This window comes from Tenacibaculum profundicola (genome assembly GCF_057220795.1).
Genome location: NZ_CM170137.1, coordinates 517,463 through 529,191, shown reverse-complemented (window position 1 = coordinate 529,191; position 11,729 = coordinate 517,463). Strand labels below are relative to the sequence as shown.

The following is an 11,729-nucleotide window of genomic DNA, read 5'->3' as shown; positions in this document are numbered from 1 at the left end:
ATTACCTTGGAATTTCTACTGATTCAACTATTTGCGCTATTATTTGTTTACTTGTAACACCTTCCATTTCTCTTTCTGGAGTAACAATAACTCTATGTTGCAAAACAGGCCCCGTTGCGCGTTTAATATCTTCCGGGGTAACAAAGTCTCTACCATTAATACCTGCAAAGGCTTTTGAAGCTTTCAAAATAGAAATGGATGCTCTGGGTGAAGCTCCTAAAAATAAAAAGGAATTATTTCTTGTATTTACAACAATATCAGATATGTATTTCAATAAATGCTCTTCAACTTTTATGTGCGTTATTAGGTTTCTATATTTTAGTATATCGGAAGCAGAAATTACCGTGTCAATTTTTTCAATTTTAGTATTATTCAATAAGGCCTGCTCTCTCATAACTATTTCGAGCTCTTCTTCAGCAGAAGGGTAATCAACATTAATTTTAAATAAAAAACGATCTAATTGTGCTTCAGGTAAACGATAGGTACCTTCTTGTTCGATAGGGTTTTGAGTTGCTAATACGACAAATGGAGCTTCCATTTTATACGTGGCACCATCAATTGTAATTTGTTGTTCTTCCATCACTTCAAACAAAGCAGCTTGTGTTTTAGCTGGAGCTCTATTAATTTCATCAATTAAAATCATATTAGAAAAAATAGGTCCTTTTTTAAACTCGAACTCAGAAGTTTTTACATTAAAAACAGAGGTTCCTAAAATATCGGAAGGCATGAGGTCTGGTGTAAACTGAATTCTACTAAAATCTACTGACATCGTACGAGAAAGTAACTTAGCAGTAATGGTTTTTGCAACGCCAGGCACTCCTTCAATTAAGGCATGTCCATCAGAAAGCAAAGCAACAATTAATAAATCGATCATGTTTTTTTGACCAACAATTACTTTACCTAACTGCGATTTTATCTGGTGAACACTTTCTTGTAGTTCTGCTAAATCAATTCTACTTTCAAACTCTAAATTATTAGTATTGGTATTAGGTTCCATTTCTTCCATAATTAACTGTTTTCAAAAAAGTTTTCAATAAGGGTATTTAGACGCATTAATTCATCTTGTGTGCAGTCTGATTTCTTGTTTAATCCTATAATGGTATTTATTAAATACCTGGTTGTACTTAATTTATTTCCTGACTTAGAAGCTAACTTCTCAATAAAATCAGTGTTTAACTTGTTTGTTTTGATTAAGTGTTTACTTCTAACACGTTCTAGAAAATACATTATTTTTTTATCTACTAAATTTTTATGATTGTCTTCTTTTAAATATAAATTGGCAATCGTATGTGTAAAATCAACGGTTGAATTTTTTAATTTTTCAATATAAGGAACGGCACGTTGTTTTCTCTTCGCATTAAAAAAGAGAAATAATAACAAGCCTGTTAAACCAACATATAATGCCCATTTTAAGGACTCGTGTTTCCAAAAGAATTTTAATATGGATTTTTGATCACTATCTTTAGAATTCTTTCTAGTTTTTACTTGTGGATCCCAAAGAATGCTTCTATTAGGTAGATACGACAAGATGTTTTCAGTATAACTTTCTGTATTGTTTAAGAGAAAATAGTTGGTAAAAACAATAGGCTGGGTATGTAAGTATACAGCACCTTTTCCGTAATGTACTTTAATGAAATTAGGCTGAAATATTTTGTTAACTTTTTGGGTGCCAAGTACAACTGAATTTGTAGAATCTATCAAGGAAAAGTAATTACGTCTTATGTTCCTGTCAAAGTAGACTAAAGTGTCTTTAAAACTCTTATTAGTAAGGTGTAAAGTGTCTTTTAATACTTTTAATGCCGACGTAGTATACGAATTGCTATCTAAGTTCTTAGTCTCGAATTTTAATTTTTCTTGCAGGTGTTTATTGAAATAATTTAGAGAAATAAAAGCTTGATTTCCTGTTTCTACAAATGCTAATAGCTCCTCTACTGATTTTTCATCTAACTTATAGGCAGCATTTTTTATACAGATATAGTTGGCATAATTCGGCTCATTATCATAGTATATATCATTGAAATAATCAAAAATGTTTTTTTTCAGATATACTAACTCAGTATTGTCGAATAAATTCGGGATCTCGTTATATAGAATATAAGTGCCAAACGGACTTTTGGAGCTTTTTCTATAATTTTCACGCCAATCCGTTTTTTTACAACCAATAAAAACCAATGTAATAATAAAACAAAGAAAAACTGATATGTAGTTGTGTGCTTTCAATTATAAGGTATGGATAAAAGATTTATAGTTGTTTTCAATGGTACTGAACTTTAACTCATCTATAAAAAACTCACCATACCAAACATAATCGTAAATATATGACAAGTATGAAAATTGTTTCCTTTGATCTTTATTTTTTAGCTCAAAAATATATTGAGAGTTTGTTTTATCTTTATGATAATCAATAAGTTCTTTTTTTGACATCTCTTGTAATAATAGCAAATAATAATATCGAGTAGCTAACCTATAGTTTTGATTTTTAATTGCTTTTTGTAATAATTTTTCATAGTCGTTTTCATGAATGTCATCATCATCTTCCTCATAAATTAATGGTTGATTGGTTTTTTTAAAAGTTCTTTTGAATTTCCAAAAGTCTTGATCGTGATATACAAAACTCTTAATAAGTATATAGACGACAATGATGGCTAATATATACGGAAATATACCCCCAAAAAACGCAATTAAACTCTTAAAAAAACGTAGAGAGTTTTCATCAATTTGAGTTGTTTCTTTTTTCTTAGGAGTAGTTTTGTCTTCGGTATAAATAAAGTCTGGTTGATTGTACTTTTTTTTTATCTTGGTATTGAAGTTTCTTTTTTTATGAATTGTGTTGGTTTTCTCATAGCGCAAAGTGTCATTATCTTGCGTATATCCGTTGTAAAGACCTCCTTTGGAATACATAGAACTCACCATTATAACAAATAAGAATACTAGTACCTGTTTCATGATCGTAATTGGTGTTTTTTAGCAACTTTATAGGGAAGTATTAAATAATAATACGATATAGAAAGCAGGCATGATAAAATAATTACATAACAAACAAATGACGGTATTTGGTTGTAATACCTTGTGATATAGCCTTCTAAAAAGGCTGCGGCTAAGGTAAAAGGTATTGTGCTTAAAAATATATAGAACGCTTCTCGGACCCCATTTTTAAAAGATTCAAATCGATTCAAAGCACCAGGAAACAATATACTAGCCCCAATGATATACCCTGCAGCAGCTTCAATGATCATTGCGAAAATTTCATAGGTACCATGAATCCAAATGCCTTTCACACTGTCAAATAGAGTATTGTTTTGATAGAAAAATGCTTGAAAAACAGCAACCATAATACCATTATACATTATATAATAACCGGTACCTAGACCAATAAACAACCCTGAGAGAAACATATTTAATCCCACTCTCAAATTATTATTAAATATTCCGATAAAGCTTCCCCAGTTACTTCCGCCTTTATAAATGGCTAATGCATCACCACTTTCTATATTTTCAAGTGTTTCGTCAATATATGTGTTACCCAGGATTTCCCGAGCAAAACTATTGTCATTAAATGTAGATAATAATCCTATGAAAAAGCAAATAAAGAAAAAGATAAAAGAAATATAAATATACTTTCGATGCTTATAAGCTAATAAAGGAATTTGTTCTAAGAAAAACTGTAAAACCGTGTTTTTGTCTTGTTTTTTTGTGTGATAAATTTTTCCATAACTTTTTTTCGCCAATTTATTTAGATATAAAACAACCTTACTTTTAGGGTAAAATGACTGTGCGTAAGACAGATCATTCATTATTTTTATATGTAAATCAGCAATTTCGTCTGGGCTCTTTTTCGTATTATTTGAAATTACTTCTTCAAATTCAAGCCATTTTTCTTTATTTTGCTTTATAAAAGCTACCTCTCTCATTGAGACAAATGTAAATAATGTATGAAAAGACTGCAAGTAAATACTACACAAAATGTTAAGATAAACTTTGAATTGGCTAATGCAGGGCAACGAATACTGGCTTTTGGTGTAGATAACCTTATCAAATTTGCCTATTTGTACCTCATTATATGGCTATTCGATTTTACACTAATTAGGGCCGCAGTAAACAATGATTCGTGGTCTATAAAGGCAATTGATGTCTTACTTTTTTTACCGATTACATTGTATTCACTCTACACAGAGATTCTGTTTAATGGGCAAACGATAGGTAAAAAGTTATTAAAATTAAGAGTTATAAACATAGAAGGATTTAAACCGTCTTTTACCGATTATACCATGAGGTGGTTTCTTAGAGTGGTTGATTTTAATTTTTTTATACTAATTTTTGTGTACGTTTATTCCTTAGGCTTAGATAAATATTTATGGTTAATATGGCTCATTTTTTTAGGAGGGAAGTTGGTAGGGTTGTTTTCTGTTATTATGACTAACAATAATCAAAGATTTGGCGATTTAGCGTCAGATACAGTGGTTATTAGTTTGCAGGATAAGGCCTCTTTTTCTGAAACTATTTTAGAAAATATACATGAAAAATACATGCCTAAATATCCAAGTGTTATTAAGTTGTCTGATAATGATGCTCGTATTATTAAAGATACATTTATTTCAGCCAGGAAAAATAGAGACTATAAAACATTAATTAAATTAAGAGCTAAAATAGAAGAAGTAACAGGAGTGAAATCTAAGGATGAAACCGATATGATCTTTATCGATACTATTTTGAAAGACTATAATTTCTATACTCAAAATATGTAATCTACATTTTATTTTTAATTGATTATAAAAAGACTAAATTAGTATCTTTGTAAAAAGTAGTATGAAAAACCTCGTAATTACAATCCTTGTATCCTTGATACTTGCGCCACCATTGCAAGCACATAATGATGTGGTGATTTATGAGGATGTAGAGTCACATACCGATATTGATAGCGTGCATGAAGATATTCATCACAAAAATGATTCACATGATGAAAAAGAAAAGAAACACCATCACCACTGCACGATAATTACACTCTCTTCAGAATTTATAGCCAACATATATTCATTTCAGTTTCTTCCTTTGATAGAAACTAAAGGTGTTGTAAATTATCACCAGAACCCTTATTGTAATTTATATCTAGAAGAGATATTTCAACCGCCTAAATTTTAATTTATTTCAAAGAGTAACTTTTATAATTAAGCATATCATTGAATGATGATATGATTTTTTGATACGTGCATTTTATGCACACATAATAAATTAAAATTAAACAAAATAATGTTAGATAACATCATAAAGTTTTCAATTAAAAATAAATTGATTATCGGTGTATTTATAATTGCATTGATAGGGTGGGGAGTCTACTCTTTAAAACAATTACCTATTGATGCTGTTCCAGATATAACGAATAATCAGGTGCAAATAATTACTACTGCACCATCTCAGTCAGCTCAAGATATTGAACGACTTGTTACATTTCCTGTTGAAATGATTATGTCTAGTATTCCTGGTATAGATGAAGTGAGGTCTTTTTCTCGTTTCGGGTTGAGTGTTGTTACAATTGTCTTTGAAGACGAGGTGGATATTTATTGGGCAAGACAACAAATTAGTGAGCGATTAACCGAAGTTAAAGACCAAATTCCTGTGGGGGTAGGTGTTCCCGAAATGGCGCCTGTAACAACAGGGCTTGGTGAGATTTATCAATATACACTCCATACGGAAAAAGGATATGAAAATAAATATTCGATTATGGAATTAAGAACGATTCAAGATTGGATCGTTAGAAGACAACTCTTGGGTATTGAGGGGGTAGCAGATGTTAGTAGTTTTGGAGGCTTCGTAAAGCAATATGAAGTAGCAATACAGCCAGAAAGGCTTCAAACATTAAAAATCAGTATCAGTGAAATATTTGAGGCTTTGGCAAATAACAATCAGAATACAGGAGGAGCTTATATAGATAAAAACCCGAAAGCATATTTTATTCGAAGTCAAGGGTTAATAAAAACAGTTGATGACATTAGGAATATTGTAATCAAAAATACTGGAAATGGTACCCCTATTTTGATGAAAGATATCGGTATTGTTCAGTTAGGGCACGCTGTTAGATATGGTGCTATGACAAGAAATGGAGAAGGAGAGGTGGTGGGAGGCATTGTGATGATGCTGAAAGGAGCGAACTCTTCAAAGGTGATAGAAAATGTAAAAAATAGAATTACACAAATTCAACAAAACGTACCCGAAGGTGTTGAAATAAAACCATTTTTAGATAGAACGAAATTAGTAAATAACGCCATTAGAACGGTGACATCTAATTTGATTGAGGGAGCTTTAATTGTCATTTTTATTCTTGTATTGTTATTAGGGAATTTTCGTGCAGGTTTAATAGTAGCATCAGTTATTCCTCTTGCGATGCTATTCGCCATTAGTTTAATGAATGTTTTTGGAGTGTCAGGTAATTTAATGAGTTTGGGGGCTATTGATTTCGGAATTATTGTTGATGGGTCTGTGATTATTGTCGAAGCAATATTACATTATTTAGGTCTAAAACAATCTGGCACGATACTCACACAAAAACAGATGGATGAAAAAGTGTATAATGCTGCATCTAAAATAAGAACCAGTGCAGCTTTTGGAGAGATCATTATTTTAATTGTATATCTACCTATTTTAGCCTTGGTAGGAATAGAAGGTAAGATGTTTAAACCCATGGCAATTACTGTGAGTTTTGCCATTTTTGGTGCGTTCATATTATCACTGACTTATGTGCCAATGGCTAGTGCCTTGTTTTTAAACAAAAAAATACAGAATAAGCGTAATTTATCAAACCGCATACTAGAGGTCATTCAAAAAATGTATGATCCTATGTTGCGTTTCGTTTTAAGAAACAAGGTAAAAGTGTTAATAGGTTCTGTAATGATTTTTTTACTGAGTATTTTGTTATTTGTAAAAATGGGAGCTGAGTTTATACCTTCCTTAGATGAAGGTGACTTGGCTGTGCAAACAGTTGTTCCAACGGGAAGTTCTCTCTCATATTCAGTGGATGTCACGAATAAGTCGTCAAAACTACTTTTAAAAGAATTTCCTAATGAAATAGAACAAATTGTAAGTAGAATAGGTTCTTCTGAAATACCCACAGATCCCATGCCCATTGAGGCTTCAGATATCATTATCATTTTAAAGGATAAGATAAAATGGACCAAAGCTTCTTCCAAAGACGAATTAACAAGGAAAATGCAGCAACTTTTAGAAGATCATATGTTAGGAGTTTCTTATGGATTTCAGCAACCTATACAAATGCGATTTAATGAATTAATGACTGGGGCTAGACAAGATGTGGTTGTTAAAATTTATGGTGAAGATTTAGGTAAATTGGCAACGTATGCAAATAGGTTAGGTAGAATTATTCCAAAAGTAGAAGGAGCTGAAGATTTATATGTTGAAAAAATGACTGGTTTGAAGCAAATAGTCATAGAATTTAATCGGAGTCAATTAGCGTATTACGGATTAAATATTTCTGATGTAAATACCACCATAAATGCGGCTTTTTCTGGACAAAATGCAGGGGCAGTATATGAAGGAGAAAAAAAATTCGATTTAGTAGTTCGTTTAGCAAAAAACAAAAGAGAAAGTATAGATGATCTTCGGAAATTATATATAACTACTCCAAATGGTAGTCAGGTACCACTATCGAATATTGCAAAAGTTGAATTTCAAACAGGCCCGAACCAAATTCAAAGAGATGATGCAAAACGTAGAATAACCGTAGGGTTTAATGTACGTGGACGTGATGTGGCAAGTATTGTTGCTGAACTTAAGAGAAAAATTCGTAAAAATGTTCAATTTGATCCTGGGTATTATGTTACCTATGGAGGAACATTTAAAAATTTAGAAGAGGCAAAAGATCGATTAGGTGTGGCGGTACCTATAGCGTTATTACTCATTTTTTTACTGTTATATATTACATTTAAGTCCATAAAGCACAGTTTGTTAATTTTTACAGCGATACCAATGTCAGCAATTGGAGGTGTTATAGCTTTGTGGCTTAGAGATATGCCATTTTCCATTTCTGCAGGAATTGGATTTATTGCATTATTTGGTGTTGCCGTTTTAAATGGAATTGTGTTAATAGCAGAATTTAACAGATTAAAACAAGGAGGAGTAACTGATTTAAATGAGATCATCAAAAAAGGCACCTCAGCACGACTCAGGCCAGTTGTTATGACTGCTGCTGTAGCATCACTGGGGTTCTTGCCAATGGCCATGTCATCATCAGCAGGTGCTGAAGTTCAGAAACCATTGGCTACCGTGGTAATAGGGGGGGTAATATCAGCAACGCTATTAACATTGTTGATTCTTCCAGTTTTGTATGTGTTATTCGAAAAAGTTAAATTAAAAAATAAAAGACAGCTTAAACTGTTGACAGTATTGGGTATCTTTTTTTTATCATTGAATAGTCAGGCACAAGAATTACAAAAGAAAATAGAAGAGCATGAGGTGATCACATTAGCATTGAAGAGGTCACTTTTATTAAAAAAAGCAAAATTTAATGTGGCTAAAAGTGAGACAGATGTTTCCGGTGCGATACAACTAAAACCAATCATGATTCAATATCAAAATGTAGGTGTTACTCCGGGGATTTATGAGCAAGAATGGTCAGTAAATCAAAATTTCGGATCTCTTTTGTCACATATTAATAATAAAAAAGTAACCAAATCAAAAAGAGAGTTGATGCAAGTAACAAGAAAACTTACAGAAAGAGATGTTGTAAGGAAAGCAAAGAGCTTGTATCAACAATGGAATTATTTATACGGTCTGATTTCATTGATGGAAGAACAAGAGCAAAATAGCATTAATATTAATAAAATAGCGAAAGAGTTACATTCTTCCGGAGAGATAGGAGGCTTGGAGAACGATTTGACAGCACTACAATTTTTGGAAATCCAATCGCAAAAAAACACTATATATAATCATTTTGTTAAGATAGAGAATGCCTTAAAAGAATTACTACAAATTAACTATGAGATACAACCAATAACTAGATTTCCAGTTAAGAAAACAATGATGTTTAGAAATGATACTATGTCACAATCTTTTTATGAAGTACAAGAAAAAAGACGTGAATTAGCAATAAAAAATATACTATCAGCTAAATCTAATTATTTTCCAGAATTCACCGCTGGGATCATAAACAGGAAAACAGGAGAGAATAATGGTTTTACTGGTTTTATGGTGGGAATGAATGTGCCTATTTCTTTTTGGTCAAACAGTTCAAAAATTAAGAAGAAACACATAATAAAAAATGAAGTTCAATATGAAAATAGTGCTAGTATGATAGCTTTACATAACAATTTTAAAAGTTTACAAAAGCAAATAAAATATCTATACAAAGAACTAAAAGATATTGATGAAACTGTTAAAACAGCCAAAACGTTTATAGGTAAACTTCAGATAGCTTATAAAGCGGGTGAAATTGATGCTTATCAATATGGTCAAAGTTTTAATTCATATTTTCAAGTAATGCAAAATTATTTATCAATTATAAACAATTACAACCAAATAGTAATTGAGTATGAATACTATAGTAAAGAATAAAAGATGAAAAAAATTATAGCCTTAGTAATAGCGGTATTGATGGTAAGTTGCAATTCAAAAAAAGAAGACCATTCGGATCATGACCATGCAAAAGAAGTCCTAAAAAATGCAAACATTCAATCTGAAGAAGCCTTTCATAAAGAGGGTGAAATTCATTTAACCAAAGCTCAAATTGAAACAGGCAATATAGGCTTTGGTACTATTGATAAAATAGTAATTAGAAGCCATATCGATGTTACCGGTACCATAGAGGCGCCACCTCAAAATAAAGCTACTATTTATGCTCCTATGGAAGCATTTGTACATAAAACAAATTTACTGCCTGGTGATAAGGTTCACAAAGGGCAAGTAGTTGCTGTTTTACAGCATCCGAACTTTATACAACTCCAGTATTCTTATTTAGAAGCAATAAACAAACGTACCGTAGCCAAAGCGAATTATGAAAGAAAAAAAATGTTGTTAGAAAAAGATATTACTTCGAAAAAATCTTTTCAGGCTGCGGAAGGAACGTATAAATCATTACAGAGTTTAGTAGAAAGTTATGCGTCTCAATTGCATATGGTAGGCCTGTCTTCTGAGCTTATTCGCAAAAATGGTATACAACAGTATGTGTATGTTAAATCACCAATATCAGGGTATGTCGTTGAAAATAATTTGAATAAAGGAAAATTTTTGGCGGCAAATTCGGAAATGATGGAAATTATAGATAATGATCATATTCATGCTGAATTAAATGTTTTTGGTGCTGATATTATGAAAATTAAAAAAGGCGACGACTTTATTTTTAAACCCTCTGGGATAGAGATCCAATATGAGGGATATATTAAATTAATAAGCCAAAAAGTAGATTATGATACTAAAACAGTAAATGTACATGGGCATTTTGATGATCCTAAAAATATATTGAAATCGGGAATGTTTATAAATGCCCAAATTCTCTTAGAAGGAAAAAAAGTTTTTGCCGTACCTCAAGAAGCTGTAGTTGAAAATGAAGGAAAGAAAAATATTTTCATTGTTAAAGGGAATGCGAATTTTGAACCAGTAGAGGTAACAATTGGCAACACGGATAATGGTTTTACAGAGATTAAAACCATAGAGAATAATTTTTTTGATGTTAAAATAGTAACCAAAGGTTCTCATTTACTCAAGGGAAAATTACTACAGATGTCGGGTGAACTGGAAGGACATGATCATTAACGAAAAGAGATGTTGAGATGATTTTTTTCGCTAACTTGAACCTTTTGACGATGAGCAGCGTCTACTAAAAAACATACAATGGGACATAAACACGTACATCATCATGGAGTTTCTAATAATATAGCCATCGCTTTTTTTTTAAATTTAGGGTTTACAGTAATTGAATTCATAGGAGGTTACTTAACAAATAGCTTGGCTATTATGTCAGATGCATTGCATGATTTAGGTGATAGTTTAAGCTTAGGCTTAGGGTGGTATTTTGAAAAAAAATCAAAACAGAAACCCACAAAAGCCTACTCTTATGGTTTCAAGCGATTGTCGTTGTTAGGAGCAATTATAAACTCAGTAGTGCTAATTGTTGGCTCCATTTTTATTATAGCAGAAGCCATACCCAGAATGATGTTACCACAAGCGTCAGATGCCAATGGAATGATGTGGTTAGCTCTTTTAGGAATTTTCGTAAATGGGATTGCTGCCTTAAAATTAAAAAAAGGAACATCTATGAATGAAAGAGTGATTTCTCTACATTTATTGGAAGATGTATTGGGCTGGTTAGCAGTATTGGTAGCAAGCATTATGATGCAGTTTTGGGACATTCCAATATTAGACCCTGTTTTATCCATATTAATTGCAGTTTATGTATTGTGTAATGTATATCAAAATATTAAAGAAAGTGTAACGATTATTTTACAAGCTGCTCCTAAAAACATATCAATTGGAGCTATTAAAGAAGAAATTTTAAAGAGCCCATTGATTGAAGGGGTTCATGATTGTCATAGTTGGACGATGGACGGAACGTACAATATTTTTACCGTTCATATAATTTTAAAAAACAATTCTAAAAGAGAAGATATACTAGTATTGAAGAGAGCATTAAGAAAAAACTTATACAATAAATTTAAGCTGAAACATATCACAATTGAATTTGAATATGCTAATGAAGAATGCGAATATCTCCACTGTAATTAGCT

9 protein-coding genes are annotated in these 11,729 nt (G+C 31.6%); 5 read left to right on the top strand and 4 right to left on the bottom strand.

Annotated elements, in window-relative coordinates:
• Position 1 precedes the first annotated feature (1 nt).
• From AC2TDS_RS02235 to AC2TDS_RS02220, 4 genes are read right to left on the bottom strand one after another with little or no spacing between them, the layout of a single operon-like run.
• The gene (locus AC2TDS_RS02235; RefSeq protein ID WP_484737507.1) at positions 2 to 1,006 is read right to left on the bottom strand and encodes an AAA family ATPase; all 1,005 of its coding nucleotides are present in this window, start codon (positions 1,004 to 1,006) and stop codon (positions 2 to 4) included.
• Between the two features lie 2 nt (positions 1,007 to 1,008).
• Positions 1,009 to 2,220, bottom strand: coding sequence for a DUF4350 domain-containing protein (locus AC2TDS_RS02230; RefSeq protein WP_484737506.1), 1,212 nt, complete (start codon positions 2,218 to 2,220; stop codon positions 1,009 to 1,011).
• Positions 2,221 to 2,946 carry a hypothetical protein gene (locus AC2TDS_RS02225; protein ID WP_484737505.1) on the bottom strand — a complete coding sequence of 242 codons (726 nt, stop codon included), beginning with the start codon at positions 2,944 to 2,946 and terminating at the stop codon, positions 2,221 to 2,223. It abuts the gene before it with no gap.
• A complete protein-coding gene (locus tag AC2TDS_RS02220) occupies positions 2,943 to 3,911 on the bottom strand; it encodes a stage II sporulation protein M (protein WP_484737504.1) in 969 nt (322 codons plus the stop codon). The genes AC2TDS_RS02225 and AC2TDS_RS02220 overlap by 4 nt, the downstream gene beginning before the upstream one ends.
• 21 nt (positions 3,912 to 3,932) lie before the next feature.
• Here AC2TDS_RS02220 and AC2TDS_RS02215 point away from each other — a divergent pair, with 21 nt between their 5' ends.
• The 5 genes from AC2TDS_RS02215 to AC2TDS_RS02195 all read left to right on the top strand — a co-directional run bounded on the left by AC2TDS_RS02215 (position 3,933) and on the right by AC2TDS_RS02195 (position 11,727).
• Positions 3,933 to 4,745: an RDD family protein gene (locus AC2TDS_RS02215; protein ID WP_484737503.1), complete on the top strand. Its 813-nt coding sequence runs from the start codon at positions 3,933 to 3,935 to the stop codon at positions 4,743 to 4,745.
• A 61-nt stretch (positions 4,746 to 4,806) separates the two neighbouring features.
• A complete protein-coding gene (locus tag AC2TDS_RS02210; RefSeq protein ID WP_484737502.1) occupies positions 4,807 to 5,139 on the top strand; it encodes a hypothetical protein in 333 nt (110 codons plus the stop codon).
• Positions 5,140 to 5,247: 108 nt separating this feature from the next.
• Positions 5,248 to 9,561 carry a CusA/CzcA family heavy metal efflux RND transporter gene (locus tag AC2TDS_RS02205; protein WP_484737501.1) on the top strand — a complete coding sequence of 1,438 codons (4,314 nt, stop codon included), beginning with the start codon at positions 5,248 to 5,250 and terminating at the stop codon, positions 9,559 to 9,561.
• Positions 9,562 to 9,564: 3 nt separating this feature from the next.
• Positions 9,565 to 10,758, top strand: coding sequence for an efflux RND transporter periplasmic adaptor subunit (locus AC2TDS_RS02200; protein ID WP_484737500.1), 1,194 nt, complete (start codon positions 9,565 to 9,567; stop codon positions 10,756 to 10,758).
• 78 nt (positions 10,759 to 10,836) lie between these two features.
• Positions 10,837 to 11,727 carry a cation diffusion facilitator family transporter gene (locus AC2TDS_RS02195; RefSeq protein ID WP_484737499.1) on the top strand — a complete coding sequence of 297 codons (891 nt, stop codon included), beginning with the start codon at positions 10,837 to 10,839 and terminating at the stop codon, positions 11,725 to 11,727.
• Positions 11,728 to 11,729: the final 2 nt, after the last annotated feature.

Excerpts from the sequence above, each read along its gene's own strand:
- AC2TDS_RS02210 (WP_484737502.1), top strand. The coding sequence starts at position 4,807 with ATGAAAAACCTCGTAATTACAATCCTTGTATCCTTGATACTTGCGCCA.
- AC2TDS_RS02220 (WP_484737504.1), bottom strand. The coding sequence starts at position 3,911 with ATGAGAGAGGTAGCTTTTATAAAGCAAAATAAAGAAAAATGGCTTGAA.
- AC2TDS_RS02200 (WP_484737500.1), top strand. The coding sequence starts at position 9,565 with ATGAAAAAAATTATAGCCTTAGTAATAGCGGTATTGATGGTAAGTTGC.
- AC2TDS_RS02235 (WP_484737507.1), bottom strand. The coding sequence starts at position 1,006 with ATGGAAGAAATGGAACCTAATACCAATACTAATAATTTAGAGTTTGAA.
- AC2TDS_RS02225 (WP_484737505.1), bottom strand. The coding sequence starts at position 2,946 with ATGAAACAGGTACTAGTATTCTTATTTGTTATAATGGTGAGTTCTATG.
- AC2TDS_RS02205 (WP_484737501.1), top strand. The coding sequence starts at position 5,248 with ATGTTAGATAACATCATAAAGTTTTCAATTAAAAATAAATTGATTATC.
- AC2TDS_RS02195 (WP_484737499.1), top strand. The coding sequence starts at position 10,837 with ATGGGACATAAACACGTACATCATCATGGAGTTTCTAATAATATAGCC.
- AC2TDS_RS02215 (WP_484737503.1), top strand. The coding sequence starts at position 3,933 with ATGAAAAGACTGCAAGTAAATACTACACAAAATGTTAAGATAAACTTT.